The sequence below is a fragment of the Zhenhengia sp. genome, assembly GCF_046966505.1.
GTDB classification, from domain to species: Bacteria; Bacillota; Clostridia; order Lachnospirales; family Cellulosilyticaceae; genus Zhenhengia; species Zhenhengia yiwuensis.
Genome location: NZ_JBKVCH010000016.1, coordinates 45,499 through 63,764 on the forward strand (window position 1 = coordinate 45,499; position 18,266 = coordinate 63,764).

At 33.9% G+C, this 18,266-nt stretch carries 20 protein-coding genes; 3 read left to right on the top strand and 17 right to left on the bottom strand.

Annotation, left to right across the window (positions count from 1 at the left end; genetic code table 11):
* Positions 1 to 78: 78 nt before the first annotated feature.
* From ACLTBU_RS14890 to ACLTBU_RS14930, 9 genes are all read right to left on the bottom strand, one after another.
* Positions 79 to 402, bottom strand: a complete 324-nt coding sequence (locus ACLTBU_RS14890; RefSeq protein WP_249333064.1) for a hypothetical protein — start codon at positions 400 to 402, stop codon at positions 79 to 81.
* 18 nt (positions 403 to 420) lie between these two features.
* Entirely contained in the window at positions 421 to 1,284 is an 864-nt protein-coding gene (locus ACLTBU_RS14895) for a hypothetical protein (protein WP_249333065.1), read from the bottom strand.
* Positions 1,285 to 1,363: 79 nt separating this feature from the next.
* Positions 1,364 to 1,555: a DUF5616 domain-containing protein gene (locus tag ACLTBU_RS14900; protein ID WP_412219753.1), complete on the bottom strand. Its 192-nt coding sequence runs from the start codon at positions 1,553 to 1,555 to the stop codon at positions 1,364 to 1,366.
* Between the two features lie 11 nt (positions 1,556 to 1,566).
* A complete protein-coding gene (locus ACLTBU_RS14905; RefSeq protein WP_412219729.1) occupies positions 1,567 to 2,067 on the bottom strand; it encodes a DUF434 domain-containing protein in 501 nt (166 codons plus the stop codon).
* Positions 2,068 to 2,633: 566 nt separating this feature from the next.
* On the bottom strand, positions 2,634 to 3,146 hold the full coding sequence (locus ACLTBU_RS14910; RefSeq protein WP_412219730.1) for an adenylate kinase: 513 nt from the start codon (positions 3,144 to 3,146) through the stop codon (positions 2,634 to 2,636).
* A gap of 4 nt (positions 3,147 to 3,150) precedes the next feature.
* A complete protein-coding gene (locus ACLTBU_RS14915) occupies positions 3,151 to 3,597 on the bottom strand; it encodes a GNAT family N-acetyltransferase (protein WP_249333068.1) in 447 nt (148 codons plus the stop codon).
* A gap of 134 nt (positions 3,598 to 3,731) precedes the next feature.
* Complete coding sequence (locus tag ACLTBU_RS14920; RefSeq protein ID WP_412219732.1) at positions 3,732 to 3,860, bottom strand: hypothetical protein; 129 nt, start codon at positions 3,858 to 3,860, stop codon at positions 3,732 to 3,734.
* A 766-nt stretch (positions 3,861 to 4,626) separates the two neighbouring features.
* Positions 4,627 to 4,821, bottom strand: a complete 195-nt coding sequence (locus ACLTBU_RS14925; RefSeq protein ID WP_412219734.1) for a hypothetical protein — start codon at positions 4,819 to 4,821, stop codon at positions 4,627 to 4,629.
* A gap of 619 nt (positions 4,822 to 5,440) precedes the next feature.
* Positions 5,441 to 5,992, bottom strand: a complete 552-nt coding sequence (locus tag ACLTBU_RS14930) for a class I SAM-dependent methyltransferase (RefSeq protein ID WP_412219735.1) — start codon at positions 5,990 to 5,992, stop codon at positions 5,441 to 5,443.
* 654 nt (positions 5,993 to 6,646) lie between these two features.
* Between ACLTBU_RS14930 and ACLTBU_RS14935 the strand changes: the two genes are divergently transcribed.
* Together ACLTBU_RS14935 and ACLTBU_RS14940 are read left to right on the top strand one after the other, a co-directional pair.
* The gene (locus ACLTBU_RS14935; protein WP_320651271.1) at positions 6,647 to 6,790 is read left to right on the top strand and encodes a hypothetical protein; all 144 of its coding nucleotides are present in this window, start codon (positions 6,647 to 6,649) and stop codon (positions 6,788 to 6,790) included.
* A gap of 2 nt (positions 6,791 to 6,792) precedes the next feature.
* Entirely contained in the window at positions 6,793 to 6,963 is a 171-nt protein-coding gene (locus ACLTBU_RS14940; protein ID WP_320651270.1) for a hypothetical protein, read from the top strand.
* Between the two features lie 142 nt (positions 6,964 to 7,105).
* On the opposite strand, the gene ACLTBU_RS14945 is transcribed toward ACLTBU_RS14940, so the two are convergent.
* The 8 genes from ACLTBU_RS14945 to yunB all read right to left on the bottom strand — a co-directional run bounded on the left by ACLTBU_RS14945 (position 7,106) and on the right by yunB (position 15,440).
* Positions 7,106 to 7,297 (bottom strand): hypothetical protein, encoded by a 192-nt coding sequence (locus ACLTBU_RS14945; RefSeq protein ID WP_412219736.1) that lies wholly within the window; start codon positions 7,295 to 7,297, stop codon positions 7,106 to 7,108.
* Positions 7,298 to 7,362: 65 nt separating this feature from the next.
* Positions 7,363 to 8,304 carry a methionyl-tRNA formyltransferase gene (fmt, locus tag ACLTBU_RS14950; protein WP_320651268.1) on the bottom strand — a complete coding sequence of 314 codons (942 nt, stop codon included), beginning with the start codon at positions 8,302 to 8,304 and terminating at the stop codon, positions 7,363 to 7,365.
* 713 nt (positions 8,305 to 9,017) lie between these two features.
* A complete protein-coding gene (locus ACLTBU_RS14955) occupies positions 9,018 to 9,758 on the bottom strand; it encodes a YebC/PmpR family DNA-binding transcriptional regulator (protein ID WP_320651267.1) in 741 nt (246 codons plus the stop codon).
* An 82-nt stretch (positions 9,759 to 9,840) separates the two neighbouring features.
* Positions 9,841 to 10,479, bottom strand: a complete 639-nt coding sequence (locus ACLTBU_RS14960; protein ID WP_177670064.1) for a YigZ family protein — start codon at positions 10,477 to 10,479, stop codon at positions 9,841 to 9,843.
* Between the two features lie 87 nt (positions 10,480 to 10,566).
* Entirely contained in the window at positions 10,567 to 10,812 is a 246-nt protein-coding gene (locus ACLTBU_RS14965; protein ID WP_177670062.1) for a DUF6514 family protein, read from the bottom strand.
* Between the two features lie 201 nt (positions 10,813 to 11,013).
* Positions 11,014 to 12,270, bottom strand: coding sequence for a GTPase HflX (gene hflX / locus ACLTBU_RS14970; protein ID WP_249334122.1), 1,257 nt, complete (start codon positions 12,268 to 12,270; stop codon positions 11,014 to 11,016).
* A gap of 133 nt (positions 12,271 to 12,403) precedes the next feature.
* A complete protein-coding gene (locus ACLTBU_RS14975) occupies positions 12,404 to 14,509 on the bottom strand; it encodes a glutamine synthetase III (protein ID WP_249334119.1) in 2,106 nt (701 codons plus the stop codon).
* 166 nt (positions 14,510 to 14,675) lie between these two features.
* Positions 14,676 to 15,440, bottom strand: a complete 765-nt coding sequence (gene yunB, locus ACLTBU_RS14980; RefSeq protein WP_177670056.1) for a sporulation protein YunB — start codon at positions 15,438 to 15,440, stop codon at positions 14,676 to 14,678.
* 218 nt (positions 15,441 to 15,658) lie between these two features.
* Here yunB and ACLTBU_RS14985 point away from each other — a divergent pair, with 218 nt between their 5' ends.
* Positions 15,659 to 18,259, top strand: coding sequence for a transglycosylase domain-containing protein (locus ACLTBU_RS14985; protein ID WP_249334117.1), 2,601 nt, complete (start codon positions 15,659 to 15,661; stop codon positions 18,257 to 18,259).
* The last annotated feature ends 7 nt before the right edge of the window (positions 18,260 to 18,266 follow it).

The window sequence follows — 18,266 nt, forward strand, 5'->3', positions numbered from 1 at the left end:
GCATTAGGATTTTCAAGTAGTTTCAGATAGACCATGAATGAATATATAAAAAAGCTAGACATATGCCTAGCTTTTTTACTATGCTTCTTGATGCAGAAGCGCATTTATTGTTTCTAAAATCTCAAACTCAAGCACACTATTAAAACCTTCCTCTTTGAGTGTCTTAAGTTGTTCTAACACACTATGGAGCTGCATAAAGTAATTCCATTCCCATTTTCCTTCTTCATAGGCCTTGAGCACTTCTTTTTTCTCTTCCCTAGCCTGTGCTACTGTTATCTCACCTTTTGCATATTGCATATATAATCCTCTAGAGGCAATATAGTAGGACTGTTCATAGGAAGCAAGCCCTTTAGGCATCTCTAAACCTTTTTTCGCAATTTTATCTAATTCTTTAACCGTCATAGTATCCTCTCATTCTCCTTAAGGATTTCTACTTTTAGTATAACAAAAAGGATATATTTTTTGAAGTTTTACTTTATAGGCTATTCCTTCCTTTAAGTTGAATGGCCATTCTAGTATTACAGTGTTTGTAATTTCAATTTCTTCTTTGCAGGCCCTTTTTTTAATATCTTCCATAGCCTGGTGAGCACCTTGAACAACGCCTGCCCTATCTAATCGACCTAATTCATAACCCATAATCACATTTTTTCTCGTAGCATTTAAAACTGTTTGGTTAAACTTTTCTACTACGCCATCATTCATCATGGCAATAGCATGACGTACTTCATACTCTTCTTGCTGAATGGTTTGTAAAATGATACTCCAAATCCATTCTAGCATAGAGATAAGTTGGCTATGGACACCTATTACAATGGCGTAATCAAAACTATTCTTTTCTATAGGAATGGCATGATAGATTGTCTTTCGATAAAGATGCTCAAGTACTTCTAATACCACTTCTACTAAGCAGTTACACTTTATGTGAATACCCTTTTCCCTCACTTCATCTACTAAATAAGCAGCATATTGTCTATAATCTTCATCCGTTATGCCCACAAAATCTATAACTCTTGTATGAATATTTTTAGAATCGCCCAAGTTATAGCGATAGATAGCAGCTTGCATAGCGTTTTCATCTTGGTCTAATAAAGTAATAGATTGAAAGTGACTGCTTAACCTTTCAAGATCTAAGTCATTGCATCTTCCTGCACCCCAAATAGCTAGACTTTGATTTGACAAAGTATGGGTGATAATATAATCTGTTAGATCTTTTCTATAGTCTGTCCACTCTGTAAATGCATTGTCCATAACTTGGAGTGTTCGTAATTGATCATATAAATTCATGTTTATAAAGCTCCTTGCTGTGGGATACTTTTAGATTAGTACCTCTTCTAAGTATAGCACAGGTTTAAGGAAAATAGGACTAGAAGGTAAAAATCCATGCTTTTGGTATATACTGTTCTATAATATGTTGATTTAAATTAAACCAGCTCATACATTTATCTAGTATAATCGCATCACTTGAAACAACACCAGGTAATTGCTCTAATACCCTATCTACCTCACTCAGTACGGATACTGTGACTTGGGTAGGATAAGACTTGGCAAGCTCCATAATAAGCACTTTTAATCCCCTGAATTAGATACAGGCTGGTCTAAATAAATCTTTGCTTCTTTTACGTGTAGGTTTCTGAGAGTCTGTAATATCAGTTTAATAGCTTGTTCTGTCTGAGTAATAATGCCATATGTCCCCCGTAAGCCTGCTAAATCTCTTAGTGTACCATCCATTCCTTTTATGAGGAGGGACCGAGATAAAGCGACTTCTAATGTAATGATTGTATTAAAGCCATCTATATGCAGACAAGATGGAAGCAGCTTAGATGAAAGTTCCTTTTCTTTTCGTTTTTGTAGCTGCCAAGATGCCGAAGTCATTCTAACAAGTGCTAGACGCTGACGCTCAGATAATAAATAATGATTTCCTATAAAAGTCGAGGCCGATTTAATAGGATAATTTCTATTCACGAGATAATATAACTCTTCACTTGCCTGTTCTAATGTATCTACCCATTGATTCCCAAATTCTATTTCATCTTTCACTACAAAACCACGTCTTACATTTTTACTCATTTAGCTCAATCCTTCTTTAGCTCTACTCTTATTATTAGAGACTAGTTTGCCATACTCTTATATACATTATCCATATAGATCTCTATTCACTTCTAATCATATGCCTAATGTACGAATCCCCCTAAAAGAATTGGGGTGTTGAATAGGCTGGTAAATTGCTTGACCATTCATAGAATAAACTTTATAAGCTTTTTTATCTAATCGTTTTAGCGTAAAATAATAGGATATACTGCTTAGCAGATGCTTTATAGCCTTATGGACTTTCTTCGATTTTTCTTCTATATTTCATTAGGTTTTCAGAGTAATATTTTGTATATCCACACTTTTAGGGGTTCTTTGCCTTTCTAATACATACAGCTCATGTATTCTATTTCTTTCCTTGTTCTTGTATGATTTAGTATTCCTATGTAGGGAGTATTTATGGGTATAATCTCCTTTCTTAGCATAAAAAATACTCCTAGTAAAGTTTTTACTAAGAGCATCGTTTATTATTTGATTTATGAAATAACTATTCATTTGTTGAGTTTAAGACTATAACTGATAGGCTACTCGATAAAGTGGAATTTTTACAAATCAATATCCACTTTATATTCATCCTCTATTAAAATATAATTACAGTCATACTTTTTACACATCTGCAAATTTTCCACATTTTCTTCAATCATTGATTCTATTGTACAGTATGAATCATCAAGTCGACTTTCAATAGTATTCGCATATTTTTTGATAGCTGAAAAATGCTTTTCAATATACTCCTTAGTCATAATGAGACAATAAGACTGAATCTCTTTTAGATACTCATTATCAAAATCATTTTTCCAGTCGAAAGGAATATACACGCCTTCGACCACAAGGTTTTGTTGATTTTCGATTGCTGTTTTGATAATTTCTTTAACAATAGGCCATAGATAAGACACAAGTTCTTCGTCATCCTCTGGTGTTAATTGGGTATTACCACTTCTAATAAGTCCCATTTTTAAGTGGTCAATAGATAGGTATGTGATGTTGTATTTTTCTAATATTTTTTGTGCTAATACAGTTTTCCCTGTATGAGAAGCACCCATAATTAAAATAATCATTGTTTTATTTCTCCATAAGATAATTTGTCAATAAAACGCCTTTTCTCTCTACATGCTGTTCCTTAATAACTTTATATCCTCTTTTTTCAAAGAAAGATTTTGCCGTGATAGAAGCGTATGTGGTAATTGTGACTTTATTAGCTGCATGCTCCAATTCATTACAAATTGCAGTTGCAATCCCTCTGTTCTGGTAATCTTTATGAACATATAGTCGATCTAAATATCCCATCTTATCTATATCTCCAAAGCCGACTATAATATTATCTTCAACTGCAACAACTGTAAAATGTTCTAATAAGGACTTGTTCCATTCTTTTAAATTCACACTGCCTGTTGCCCATGCATTCAATTGTTCCTCTGTATAATCTTTTGCATTAACTGAATGAACAGTATCATAAAATAATTCTGTTAAATATTTGCAATCTGTTTCTTCATACTCTCTGATAATCATTTTCTTACCTCCTTTCAAACTCTACTTTATAGATCTATAAAATATCCACTTTGCAATCTACAATTTAGTATATTATAACAAATTAATCTTTTATTTACACCTCAATTTAAATACTTACACTCAATACAATATCCTCAATTGCATCCAATATTCCTTCTAGCACTAGCAACATCCTGGGTTCCAATTTCATGCCCTAATCGTTCTTCTAAGGTTTGTTCAAATCCTTGTATTGGCATAATATTAGCCCATACTTGCTTTACCATATGCTCTTGTAGAATTGTTTGTCCTATAGAGTTAGTCGTTTCTGTGTAGGCTATAAATGTTATTCCTTTATTTAGTTTCCCTGCATCAAAGCGGATTATATCACCTACTTTCTAAGCTTATTACTAATTAATGTACTAATCTTAAAATAACCTAGTCATGCGTTAAGCTCATCCGAACTGGTGCAATAAGATATTTATCATGCTCCCCCTGTGTTAGAGTGATGACACAAGGTGTTAAAGGTGATCTAAAGCCTCTTTAACCCCATCATCCACGCCAAAATCATTAAGCCCATTCACCTTATACGCTTCATTTCCTTTTACAATTAGCTCATCCAAAGTTAATTCATATGATTCAGCTAACTAGCGTATTAACTTACTTTACACATTGTAGCTAGTATCTTTAAGTACTTTCTGTTACCTCTCTTGTAGCAATTTCTTTATTCGAATCAGTTTGTAAAACTCATAGTTCATTTAATATGGATGTTTGATTTTACTTATCGTTTGTTGATGGATCTCTTTCATTACGGGCATCAATACTCTAGCTTCTTCTTGTGTTTGAATTGAGTATCAATCTGATTCACTTCATCTGTATAACCATTAATTTTATCTAGCTCATCTTTTTAGAAGGCTCGTTTTTCTTCTAGTGATAATTTCATTTAAGTATTCTTTCTAGCTTAATTTTGAGTATAAAAAAAGTACACCTTGTGGATGTACGGCAATCGTTGGTTAATTCTTTCTGTAATGAGTATGGTTTCATATAGACGTATCATTCAGCCCCTAATAAATAATCGGTTACTTTCTTTGTCAAGACTAAACTTATAGCAAATCCTATTAGCATTAAAACAAAACCTACTAAGTCAACCCAACCATAAGGAAACTTATCACATATCCATAGAGATAATCTATAAATCATATTCCAATTGATAAGAAATACAACAACCGACACTATTGTCCTTTTCACCTTTTACCTCCTTATATTCCTATTCGTAAAATATTTATTAATTAATGTATATATCTAATCTTTATTATATAACCATTAATAAACTAATGCATTCTTTAATAACCACACCTTAGTAATTACTAAACTTCTTTGTTTCGCTATTTCTTCATTACTCTCCTTTCCTTCCATTGGGCTTATCCCTGTTACATCTTTGCTTCATACTCTAGCCTCTTATCAATATCAGTCTTACTCATATGTCCAGTTCTTGTTGTAATACTTTTAGTTGATCTTGACATACTGTCAACTTCTTTCTCTATTTTAGGATATGAAAAAAGAGCCTATATGTAATATTTATATAGACTTGTTATTTGTTGTCAGTTAATAAAACAACTCTTTTATTGAGTAGTACTACGCTATTAACTTTGTGTTTTGCTCATTCACTTTATTAAAGAGTAATCTTGTACACTTCCTCATCAAGTGTTCTGCTATCAGAAGTAATTACCAATTTATTGCTAAATATCAATTTGCAATGTTTTTCTTATCAACAGGATAAATTAGCTTTGTATATCCTTGTTCCTTTGCATATGCAATTAATCTACCTATGGATTCTCTACCATAATGGTTTCCGTGAGAACTAATTTTAGCCTTGAATTATTAGAGGTTTCTTAGCATCAATTATAAGAGATACCATTCCTAAATTATCTAAACTATTTCGTGTATCAAAACGAAATGACCTACCAATTTTTCCATCTTGTTCATTCCAATATTTATAATGAAATTTTCCTGATTCATCACAGTACTCTAATAGTTCTACTTCAAATCCCGCTTTTTCGAACACATCTACTAAATTTTTATAATCATACACAATTTTATGAGTATATGCTGGATGATCTATAGGACCAGGACCACCCACTTTAACCATATTTTGATACCACTCATTTCTAAAATTACAATCAGGAACAGCCACCCTTATGTATCCACCCGCCTTCAAAAAATCATAGCAATGTTTTGCTGCTACAATTCCTTCTTCTTTTGTCATATGCTCCCATACATGCTCAGCAAGCATTGCCTCTATACTATTTTCTTGAAATTGTTTTTCAAAGTCTTGTCTGTCTAGTATATCTAAGTCTTCTTCTTGTGTACTTACCCAACCCTCAAATGCTGTTTTCCCTGCACCTAATATGATTTTCAATGTATCTACTCCTTTTTAATCAATTTAGACTTATCAGGTAACTAAATGTTATTGCTATTTTAATTATATACTTGTTCAATTATATCTCTCAACACAAAAAAATCGATTTATTTCGACATCCATACTACTATCTTTCCATTTTACAAAGTTATCTAAGCTTCTCACCATAAAATGGGCAATGTGTAATAGCCTCCATTCTTCCATGCCTAACTCCAAAAGATTTTCCACAGTATGGACATCTCCAGCATATAAAACTTGTTGTCAGTAACAATCAGCTTTCGCTTACTCCAGCACCTTTCGCAATAAGGATGTTCCTTCAATTTCCTTTTTCCTGATGAAGTTGTTTGTGTACTTGATGTTAATTCATCACTTGATACGATATGAGCACTTCTTTTGTAGGTGCTTGTTAAAGGTCTAATATGAATAGGTCATCTTGTTCAAGTAATAGCTCTTCTGTTTTAATTTGTAATGGCTAAACCTTTACTACCTTTCCAATACATACAGATGGTGTATTATATTTCTTTCCTTGTTCTTGCATGATATTTAATAGTCCTGTGTGTAGATTATTTATAATTATTACTCCTTTGTAATTGTATTTTACTACTCGAACATGATATACTATTCTGAAAAATTCACAATATAGGAGGAGCTAATATGTCCAGTGTAATAGTAATCCTTTTTTCACTCATTAACCTAACTGTTATTCTAGGATTTTTAGGACTTATAGCCTATACCTTAATCCTTATCATTAAAGTACTTAAAATCTATATAAAGAATAATGAAAATAGGGATGTGTAGAAATGGATAGTATAAATTATGAAACAGGCGAAGTGATAGAAACTTATGTATATCGTGAAAGCGGTCATAGTAGTATTATGGTGTTGCTTATTGGTTTGGTAGTTCTGGTAGCGGTAGTATGCTACTTGTTAGGTAGAATGGTAAGGAAGAAGTTGAAGAATAAGAAAGAGTAAGGGGGCTAGTGATAGCACCTTTTTAATTGCGATAAGTTTATATCCCTCAGCTACACTCTCTTCATTTAGATCTATATAAGTCCAACAAAAATACCCCTAATAGAAATTTCTAGTAAGGGTATTTTCTAACTTTTTTATATGCTTAACTAAATATAGATTTACTTAGAGTATGTAAAATACCCAATTTATACTTCGCCCCTTTTTCTACGGCCCTAACTTGTACAATGTGAGAATTACTTGATAAATCCCACTCTCTCATTAAAACTTTTCCATGCCCAACATCCACAATTTGTGGTTCAACGATAACTTCTCCCTTTTCATTTATAACTTGCACCCATATAGCCCCCACAACTCGTACCAAATGTTAGGTTATCCATAGGAAAATGAACTACTCATAAATCACCTGAATACCTTACCAATTAGAGTGTCTTTCTCTTTAAATCCGTTAAAATAATCTTTTACACTCATTTTTTTACTACCTGAAGGTTTTATTGTTTTTAAAATAATTTCTCCATCAGATACCTTGATGCCTATTCCATCCTTGTATAATTTGACTATTTCACCATTTGATTTTTCATTATAGTTCTCTTCACCTATAATTGCTTCGTATATTTTTATTTCCTTATCCTCTAAAATGGCATGCGCTACTGGCCATGGATTAAGTCCTCTTATTTGGTTAAAAATTTCTATTTTTGTTTTATTGAAATCAATATGTTCATCTTCTCTAGATATATTATAACCAAATGTTACTTCTTCTTCATTTTGGACGATTCTATTTGCTTGTCCATTAACAATACTCGGTAATGTTTCTATTAATAGTTCTGCACCTAATAGGCTTAATTTATCATGTAACGTCCCCACATTATCAGTTTTTTCTATTTCAATACTTTTTTGACTTATTATATCACCATTATCCATTTTTTCACCCATATGCATGATAGTAATACCCGTACTCGTATATCCATCAATAATTGCTCTATGAATCGGTGCACCTCCCCTTAATTTTGGAAGAAGTGATGCATGAACATTGATACAACCATATTTAGGGTAGTCTAATACCTCTTTTGGGAGAAATTGACCATATGCACAAGTTATAATGACATCAGGATTTAAATCGATTATACTTTGATATTCTTCTCTTATTTTAGTTGGTTGTATGACTGTTATATTGTTTTCAAGTGCCACCTTTTTTACAGCTGGTTCTGTCAATACTTGTCTTCTACCAACTAATTTATCTGGTTTAGTTACTACCCCTATTACATTAGTATGATAAATTAAGCTATTAAGTACATTTACACTAAAATCAGGTGTACCCATAAATATTACTTTCAAATTCTTCATTATGATAATCATCCTTTCTATGGAAGACATAAAGAGTAATAAAACACAAGTGCCTTCTCTGGTTATGATTTTCTACTAATCCCCAAAATACTTTAGGTAGTTTTACTCCTAACCTTAAGCGTTATCTAATATGTCTGATTTGTATTTCTATCAAGACCTCTTACACCTTGTATTATTCAGAACATTATATCACATAAGTTTTCATATTAAAACGCCCCAAATCTAAGCCCTTTCTACCTATTTTCATACCTTTTCACCTCAAAAAGAGCCTTTTTGACCAGTATTTCCACACTGTCAATTAGGAGGCTCTATTCTTTAAGTTACTAAAACCTATATATTATGTATCTAGTTATAGTTAATGCACTTTTAGTTGATCTTACCATGGTGTTACCTTGTTTCAGTATTTTAGGACATGAAAAAAGAGCTTATACATACTACTTTTAGAGACTCTGTGTTTATTCTTATTAGTGATTATATCTCAATAATTTTCAATGAATTTATTTATGTCATCTAAATCCAAGATTTATGATTTAAAGAAATTAATTAATCTCTTAAATTTAATCCTGTAGACATAAAAAAACCTCCAATGATGATATACGTAGTATGTTTGTACATCATCACTGAAAGTTGCAGTTTACCATCATGCAAGGAGTTTTAATACTCTCGCACAAAATATTAATTTAATAAAACCTATATATATGAATAGTTAGAAATTATCTTTCAGAATCTTCAAAGTTGTGGTAAACCTCTTGAACATCATCATCATCTTCAAGAAGATCCATCATCTTATTCCATGCTTTAAGATCAGCTTCTGCTGTAATAGTAGCTGATGTTTGTGGAACCATTGTGATTTCAGCTTGTGCCATTTCGATGCCAGCAGCTTCGATTGCAGCGTATACGTCTGAGAATACTTCTGGATCTGTTGTGATTGTGAAACCTTCTTCTTCTGCTTCGAAGTCATCTGCACCAGCTTCGATAGCCATCATCATAAGCTCATCTTCATCCATATCTGTAGCTTCTCTTTCGATTACGATTTGACCTTTTTTGTCAAATAAGAAAGATACACAGCCTGATGTACCCATGTTACCATTTCCTTTAGAGAATGCTGCACGTACGTTTGCTGCTGTACGGTTTTTATTATCTGTAAGTGTCTCTACAATAACAGCCACACCGTTTGGACCATAACCTTCATAAGTCATGTATTCGTAATGTACCGAACTATCTTCACCAGCTGCTTTTTTAATACTTCTTTGAATTGTATCATTTGGCATGTTATTTGATTTTGCTTTTGCAATAACATCACGTAATTTTCTATTTGTATTTGGATCAGAACCACCACCGTCTTTTACGGCTACTGCGATTTCACGACCGATTTTTGTAAATATTTTTCCTTTTGCTGCGTCATTTTTGCCTTTTTTATGTTTAATGTTGGCAAACTTTGAATGTCCTGACATATATTTATAAGCCTCCTTTAATTATACACTAACGTACATTCTACTTTTTCTTCAATATTGTACCATATTGTAGGGGCATGTATCAACTCTTTACAGGTCTTTCAATAAGAACATAGTCACCTTTTTCAATAGAAATCTCGGCATTCGTCTCATTAATAAGCCATTCTACAAAGGATTCTTCACTGCCCATCTCTACTTCTACCACAAAACGTACAACTTCTGTATAGGCTGTATCACGTATGATGTAAGACTTATCATTTAAGAGATACTGTACTTTTCCTGAAAGTGGATAAGTCATCTCTAAAGTGAAAAGGCATACGCGCATCTTTTCAATAAGCCCTGCTGCTAGTATACCTTCTTTAGCTCCTTTGCCATAGGCCCTTACAAGCCCACCTGTTCCAAGCAGTGTCCCACCAAAGTAACGGGTTACAACGATTAAAGTATCTTTAATATCTTGTCCCTTTAATACATCTAAAATAGGTTTTCCAGCTGTACCTTGTGGCTCTCCATCATCGCTAAAACGTTGGATCTCATTACGCTCTCCAATTTGATAAGCAAAGCAGTTATGTGTAGCATCCCAATATTTTTTACGCAGTTTAGTTAAAATTTCATCGGCTTCTTCTTGTGTGTGTACAGGAAAAACAGAGGCAATAAATCGTGATTTTTTTTCAACAATCTCTGCTTCACCAGATCCTGCAATTGTAATGTATCTGTCTAACATATGCACCACCTAATTTAATCTTTAACTTTATTTTAGCATAGTTTAGGCCTAAGAAAAAGTATAAAAAAACAGCCTAAATCGGCTGTTTTATTGGATGTAATCATCTAGGATTTCGGTCATGGAAGTAAGCGTTACCCTACCTTCTTGCATAAAGCGAGCAACTTTGGTGGCTTCATTATGTTCTTCTGTGAAATATTCGTAATCACACTCTATTAAATCCCCTGAGTATTGTTCTAAGGCAATACCATATTTTCTCTCTTTTTCAATAACAAAATACTTCACTTCAAGGTCCGATAAATTTGTCTTACCGACATAATATTTCGTATACACCATCTAAAGATCCCCCTTGATTTTTATATATTCCTATTATAGGGGATAATAAAATATTTTCAAAGAAAAAGATATCGCAATTTATTAGGGTTTATGCTATAAATCGTCATACAAAAACCAATTTACTTAATAAATTTAGCCCGTTAAAGCTTTAAGCACTAAAATATACATATTTTTGTCGAAAAAGATTGAAAACTTTTTCAATCAATCAATGCAATAATCTTTAATTTTATAAAATTTATCTTTGTGTATATAGCCTTTTAATACAATCCCTTCATTAACATATTCCTCTTCTAAACGTTCACCTTGTGCATGACAGAAAGCTACAAGTTCTGGAACTGAGTATGGTAATAAAATTTTGAAAGGCTGCATTGAGGCATAAAGCATCTCTTCTATAATACCTAATAAACCGTCTAGATTGATTTTGTTTTTAGCTGAAATTTCCACACTATGTGTACTGGTTTCATCTTTAGGGTAATGCCCTTCTACTTGATCAATTTTATTGTAGACTGTAATAATAGGGATATTAGTAATATCTAGTCTTTTTAGGGTTTCATGAACAACTTCATTATGTGTAGCTAAATGTTCAGAACTTGCATCCATTACATGCAAGATAATATCTGCATATTTAGCTTCTTCAAGTGTTGAATAGAAGGCTTTAACAAGATGATGAGGCAGTTTACGTATAAAACCTACTGTGTCTGTTAGCATAATTTCACTGCCACTTGGAAGTGTTGCCGAACGTGTTGTGGGATCAAGCGTAGCAAAAAGTTGATTTTCTGCGTAAACATCACTTTCACAAAGTGCATTTAATAAAGTAGACTTCCCTGCATTTGTATAACCTACAATAGCTACTACTGGTATATTATTCTTTTGTCTACGTGTACGAAGAAGCTGTCTATGTTTCTCAAACTCTTCAATTTCAGCTTGTAGTAATTCCATTCTAGTACGAATATGGCGCTTATCAAGTTCAAGCTTCTTTTCACCAGGACCTCTTGTTCCAATACCGCCACCTTGTTTAGAAAGCATTTCGCCAAATCCAGTAAGTCGTGAGTATTGATATTTAAGCTGTGCAATTTCAACTTGCAGTTTACCTTCTCTTGAACGCGCACGTTGCGCAAAGATGTCTAGGATGACAAGGGTACGATCCATTACTTTTACACCTAATTCAAGGGATAGATTGCGCATTTGAACAGGAGAAAGTTCATCATCTGATACAACGCCTGTTGCACCATGTAAGGCCACAAGCTCTTTAAGTTCTTCCACTTTACCTGTTCCGATATAATAACCTGGATTAATACTGTCCACACGCTGAAGTACTTTAACCGCCGCTCTAGCCCCAGCAGTATTTACCAATTCTTCTAATTCATCTAAACTTTCCCAGGCATCATCTTCTTTAAGATTTTTCTTTTGTGCCGCAAATAGAATTACGACCTCTTCTTCTTTTCTTAATTCTTCCATAGTAGTCCTTTCTTAGTTACGCTCATGCGAGCTAAGTTCATTATTTTATAGTATACCAAATTTTTGCTTTTCCTATAAGGTCTTATATAGAAAAAGGTAAGTTTCTACGTGGAAACTTACCTTTTTATTTGTATTAAACTCTGAAGAGTAATTCACTATAAGTAGGAATTGGCCAGATTTTTTCATCTACAATTGTTTCTAATTTGTCCGCTACTTCACGTAATGCTTCCATTTTTGGAAGAACGTTGTTACGGAATGCTTGTGCTTTTTCAAGGCCTTCTTCAATTTGAATTGTTTCTTTGTGAACGATTTCAAGTTCATCAATAGCACGTTTAAGACTATTTAATAGCGTATTAAGCTCTGTGAGCATTTCACTTTGAGCATCAATATTAAATTTTTCAAGACTTGTCATAATACTTACATTTTGAGCAACTTGTGTCATGTAGTTAATTACAGCAGGCATAATTTGTGTTTTTGCCATACTAAGCATTGTACGTGCTTCAATGTTGATTGTTTTATAATATTCTTCGATAAGAATTTCATAACGAGAATGGAGTTCAACTTCACTAAACACTTTAAGTTTGCTAAATAAATCAATAGATTTTTGTGAGATAAGGGCTGGAATAACATCTACTGTTGATGTGTAATTTGGTAAACCACGTCTTGCTGCTTCTTCTACCCATTCTTCTGAGTAACCATTTCCATTGAAGATAATACGTCCATGATTTTTAAGTGCATGACGTACAATTCTATTAACTGCTTTTTGAAGGTCTTCTGCCCCTTCGAGTTTATCTGCAAACTCATGTAAAGTTTCAGCAACCATTGTATTCATAATAACGTTAGCTTCTGAAATACATCCTGAAGATGGGAACATTCTAAATTCAAATTTATTTCCTGTAAAAGCAAATGGAGATGTACGGTTACGGTCTGTTACTTCTTTTTTAAGTTTTGGAAGTGTTGCAACACCCATTTCCATTACTTCTTTTGTTAAATCATCCATCTCTTCTCCACGTGCAATGTGGTAAAGAAGTTCTGTAAGCTGATCACCTAAGAAAATAGAAATAATAGCTGGAGGTGCTTCATTCCCACCAAGACGATGATCATTTCCTGCAGTTGCAGCTGATAATCTTAAAAGATCAGCATGTTTGTCAACGGCTTCAATTGTTGCAGCTAAGAAAATAAGGAATGATAAATTTTCTTTTGGTTGTTTACCTGGTGAGAATAAGTTTATACCTGTATCTGTTACAAGGGACCAGTTATCATGTTTACCTGAACCATTTACACCTCTAAATGGTTTTTCATGAAGAAGACAAGCAAGATCATGACGGTTTGCTACTTTTTGAAGCACTTCCATAACAAGTTGATTTTGGTCAGATGCTACGTTTGCTGTTGCAAAAATAGGTGCAAGCTCGTGTTGTGCTGGGGCTACTTCATTATGTTTTGTTTTAGAAGGTACACCTAACTTCCAAAGTTCAATATCAATTTCACGCATGAACTTACCTATTTTCTCTTTAATACTTCCATAGTAGTGGTCTTCCATTTCTTGACCTTTTGGGGGCATAGCACCAAAGAGTGTACGACCTGTAAAGATAAGATCTTTACGTTGTTGATATTGGCGTTTGTCAACCAGGAAGTATTCTTGCTCTGCACCAATTGTTGTAATAACCTTTTTACTTTCTGTATCACCTAATGCACGAAGTACACGAAGTGCTGCTTCTTCAATAACTTCCATTGAACGAAGTAATGGTGCTTTTTTATCAAGCGCTTCACCAGTATGTGAATAGAATACTGTAGGAATGCAAAGTGCCACACCACTAATATCTTCTTTTAAGAAAGCTGGAGATGTACAATCCCATACTGTATAACCTCTTGCCTCAAAAGTTTGTCTAAGACCACCTGATGGGAAAGAAGAACCGTCAGCTTCTCCTTTAATAAGCTCTTTACCTGAAAACTCCATAATGACACGACCATCTGAAGTTGGAGATAAGAATGAGTCATGTTTCTCTGCTGTACGACCATTCATTGGTTGGAACCAATGAGTAAAATGTGTTGCACCATGCTCAATAGCCCAATCTTTCATAGCATTTGCTACAACTTCAGCTACACTTGGATCAAGTTCTAAGCCTTCATCAATTGTTTTATGTAACTGTTTGTAGGTTGATTTTGGAAGACGCTCACGCATTACCTTGTCATCAAATACATTTTTGCTAAATAGTTCAGATAATTTAATATTTTCCATCCTGTTAGCCCCTTTACAATAGTATTATGTTTATTAAAAAAGCGTCGCCTAATCGGTGACGCTTAATCCTACTTTTTTAATTAATATATCATTTATACCATATCATGACAACTCACAAAAATAGATAAAATTATAAACGGGTTAATTTTTCCCTTGTGCATAATGTCTAAGGAGCTAAATTGTAGCTAGTGTTTGGGGTTGCTGCATCAATGCCATCTAATACATTATTAGGGAGTACATTAACATAGTTTGGTGGAACTTTGCCTGAAACCATCTTATCAATAAGGACTATACGTCTTGAAATATGTATTTGATCTGCAAAAAGGGGTACAACGACTTGAACTGTTGTATCAATATCAAGCCATACTTTGTGATTAACTTGATTAATCCCTGCTGCCACAATTTCATTGTCATAATCTACCTTTACAGTACCTACTGGTAATACTTCAATAGTAATTTCAGGTCCTAAGTTAGCAAAAATACGGCTACCTGTTAAGTTTCCTAAAGGGACTTTAAAAGAAACGCTTCCTATTGTATCTAACTTATCGGCTATTTTATCAACGATATCTGCACAGAGTGTATTAATAAGGATAGAATTTACATTCCAGGATACAAGTTCCCCCGCATCATTATAGTCATAGCTAATTAAATCCTCTTCCGTTATCTGGGTACTTTCTAGGGACAAATTAACCGCCTCATTAATGGTTTTAGTAGCAATAGTAGTGGCTTCATGCTCTGCCATAGCTATAACTGTAGGCATAACTTCTCTATCTAACTGGATATAAATAACAATAAATATGGCAATAATAGCTAATACAGCTAATAAGCCTTGATAGTTATGCTCCTTATAACGCCTTCCACCTGATGATTTATATATATAAGTAGGTGCTTTAGGCGTTGGCCTATAACGATATTTATAACCTCTAAACATAAGCTGCCTCCTATTCAATGCTTTATTTTTAATATATTCATAGAAGGGACATTCCATGACAAGCATCATCTTAAATATTAAAGTTTAATGACTAATTTATAATACTACTTTCCTATTTATCTATTTAGTTTTATACTAATACATTATACTAAGGTATGTATTTCTTTTTGCGCTTACCTAGCATCTTTGGTATAATACCATATTGAGGAGGATGATAGATGAATTACTCTAAAGATTCATGTTCAAAAAAAATGCAGGATTCTAATAAAAATACAAAAAAGAAAAAGACAAAAAAAGCTAAAGTTACTACTTTTCGTGTCATAGTCATTACACTTGTCATTGGTCTTTTTGCTATTGTAGGTTCAGGACTTGGTATTTTAGTAGGTATCATTAAAAGTGCCCCTGATGTTTCTACAATTAATATTAAGCCCACGACAGATTATACGTCTTTTGTCTATGATGAAAATGGTACTGAAATCGATACGCTCTCAAGTGGTGAAAATCGTATTTATGCAAAACTTGACCAAATTCCCAAACATCTTCAAGAAGCTGTTATAGCCATTGAAGATGCTAGATTCTATGAGCATAACGGTATTGACTTATTAGGAATTATGCGTGCTATTGTAAAAAATTTAAAAGCAGGTGAAATTGTAGAAGGTGCAAGTACTATTACGCAGCAGGTTATTAAAAATAATGCCCTTACTAGCGATCAGACTTTCGTGCGTAAAATTCAAGAGCAATACCTTGCACTTCAAATTGATGCACTTTATGAAAAAGATCTTATCTTAGAATATTACTTAAATACAATGCCGCTAGGACATGGTACAAATGGTGTGCAAGCTGCAGCCAAACGTTATTTTGGCAAGGATGTTTCTGAGCTTACTCTAGCTGAAAGTGTTGTTATAGCTGGTATTACACAAGCACCTACAAGATATAGTCCAATTCGTAACCCTGAGAACAACTTTGAAAAATCTAAAGTTATTCTTTCTTATATGGTAGAACAGGGCTATATTACAGAAGAAGAAAGACAAGCTGCTTTACTAGAGAATCCTTATAAAAATATTCAAGAAGTGAATAATCAGTATGAACAGCAAGACTCTGTTCATAGTTACTTCGTAGATGCTGTCATTGAACAAGTTATTAGTGACCTTCAAACTAAAAAGGGCATGACAGCTACACAAGCAAATAACTTACTCTTTGGTGGTGGTGTTGAAATCTATACAACACTTAACCAAGATATGCAAAAAATTGTAGATGATAAGATGGATGATGACTCTCTCTTCCCTTCTTATAAAGAATATGTGATTAACTATAGTGCTACTATCACAAAAGCTGATGGCACAACTGTGAATAAATGGGCAGAGGGTGTTTTACAGTCTGATTCAGAAGCTGAAATAGAAAACTTCAAAAAAGCAAAGCAAGCTACCTGGGAACTTGCCGAGGGTGATACAATTGTTGAATCTGTACAGCTTGTACCTCAGGCCCAAGCTGCTTTCGTTATTATGGATCAATACAATGGTCATGTGAAAGCACTTTCAGGTGGACGTGGTGAAAAATATGGTGACCGTACTTTTAACCGTGCCACACAAGCTAAAAGACAACCTGGCTCTACGTTCAAAGTTCTTGCTTCTTATGCACCAGCACTTGATACAGGGCTCCTTTCTCCAGGTTCTATCATTGTCGATGAACCTTATACAATTGGTAAATATACTCCAAAAAACTGGAGAAGTTACTTTAAGGGACCTACTACAGTACGCGAAGGTATTTGGGACTCTATGAATATCTTAGCGGTTAAAGCTGTAGAGATGGTCGGTATTGAGACAGCTTACAACTATCTCCTTAACTTCGGTTTTACAACACTTTCTGACCAAGATAAAGTGTATGCACTTCCTCTTGGCGGTATTACAGATGGTGTAACCCCTCTTGAACTTAATGCTGCCTATGCTGCTATTGCCAATCAAGGGTCTTATACAAAACCTATTCTCTATACGCAAGTGTTAGATCGTGATAAACAAGTTCTTTTAGATAATTCTGTACCCGAAACACATACTGTTATTAAAGCTTCTACTGCTTCTATGCTAACAGATATGATGGAAGATGTTATTAAAATCGGTACAGGTGGTAAAGCTGGCGTAGGTCTTAATATGCCTGTAGCAGGCAAAACAGGGACAACATCTGATAATAAAGACTTTATCTTTGCTGGTTATACACCATACTATACTGCAACTGTATGGATGGGCTATGACAGACCACAACCTTTTACTAATAAAAGTGCTCACTTAAATCTTTGGGCAAGCATTATGTCAGAAATTCATAAAAACCTGCCTAAGAAAGAATTTGAATTAATAACGACAGGTTATACTAAAACAAGTATTTGTGCAGCATCAGGTAAGATTCCAACAGAACTTTGTAAATTAGACCCGGAACACAAAATTGTATCTGATTACTTCCAGAAAAATCATGCTCCTACTGAGGAATGTGATATTCACGTACAAGAACAGGTATGTACAGTATCGGGTAAGATTGCTACAGAGTTCTGTCCTGAAGAAACTGTTAAAACACGCGTTGTTACACGTACATCATCTAGTCAAGTAAAACCTGAAGACTTATGTGATGTACACACTCAGGCATTGGTACCGGAGGAACCAGAACTTCCAGAACTTGAAGGATGGCCTTGGCCAGACGAGCCATCCCAAGAAAACCCAGAAGAAACTCCAACACCACCAATAGAAACTCCAGAAGAAACCCCAGTAACACCTGAAACACCTTCTACTGATAATCCAGATGGCGAAAATGGTTTCTTCATTCCACAAAGTTAAAATAAAA

Bases quoted from the DNA above. Each gene is read 5' to 3' on its own strand.
- ACLTBU_RS14890 (WP_249333064.1), bottom strand. From the start codon at position 402: ATGACGGTTAAAGAATTAGATAAAATTGCGAAAAAAGGTTTAGAGATG.
- ACLTBU_RS14895 (WP_249333065.1), bottom strand. From the start codon at position 1,284: ATGAATTTATATGATCAATTACGAACACTCCAAGTTATGGACAATGCA.
- ACLTBU_RS14900 (WP_412219753.1), bottom strand. From the start codon at position 1,555: ATGGAGCTTGCCAAGTCTTATCCTACCCAAGTCACAGTATCCGTACTG.
- ACLTBU_RS14905 (WP_412219729.1), bottom strand. From the start codon at position 2,067: ATGAGTAAAAATGTAAGACGTGGTTTTGTAGTGAAAGATGAAATAGAA.
- ACLTBU_RS14910 (WP_412219730.1), bottom strand. From the start codon at position 3,146: ATGATTATTTTAATTATGGGTGCTTCTCATACAGGGAAAACTGTATTA.
- ACLTBU_RS14915 (WP_249333068.1), bottom strand. From the start codon at position 3,597: ATGATTATCAGAGAGTATGAAGAAACAGATTGCAAATATTTAACAGAA.
- ACLTBU_RS14920 (WP_412219732.1), bottom strand. From the start codon at position 3,860: ATGGTAAAGCAAGTATGGGCTAATATTATGCCAATACAAGGATTTGAA.
- ACLTBU_RS14935 (WP_320651271.1), top strand. From the start codon at position 6,647: ATGTCCAGTGTAATAGTAATCCTTTTTTCACTCATTAACCTAACTGTT.
- ACLTBU_RS14940 (WP_320651270.1), top strand. From the start codon at position 6,793: ATGGATAGTATAAATTATGAAACAGGCGAAGTGATAGAAACTTATGTA.
- fmt (WP_320651268.1), bottom strand. From the start codon at position 8,304: ATGAAGAATTTGAAAGTAATATTTATGGGTACACCTGATTTTAGTGTA.
- ACLTBU_RS14955 (WP_320651267.1), bottom strand. From the start codon at position 9,758: ATGTCAGGACATTCAAAGTTTGCCAACATTAAACATAAAAAAGGCAAA.
- ACLTBU_RS14960 (WP_177670064.1), bottom strand. From the start codon at position 10,479: ATGTTAGACAGATACATTACAATTGCAGGATCTGGTGAAGCAGAGATT.
- ACLTBU_RS14965 (WP_177670062.1), bottom strand. From the start codon at position 10,812: ATGGTGTATACGAAATATTATGTCGGTAAGACAAATTTATCGGACCTT.
- hflX (WP_249334122.1), bottom strand. From the start codon at position 12,270: ATGGAAGAATTAAGAAAAGAAGAAGAGGTCGTAATTCTATTTGCGGCA.
- ACLTBU_RS14975 (WP_249334119.1), bottom strand. From the start codon at position 14,509: ATGGAAAATATTAAATTATCTGAACTATTTAGCAAAAATGTATTTGAT.
- yunB (WP_177670056.1), bottom strand. From the start codon at position 15,440: ATGTTTAGAGGTTATAAATATCGTTATAGGCCAACGCCTAAAGCACCT.
- ACLTBU_RS14985 (WP_249334117.1), top strand. From the start codon at position 15,659: ATGAATTACTCTAAAGATTCATGTTCAAAAAAAATGCAGGATTCTAAT.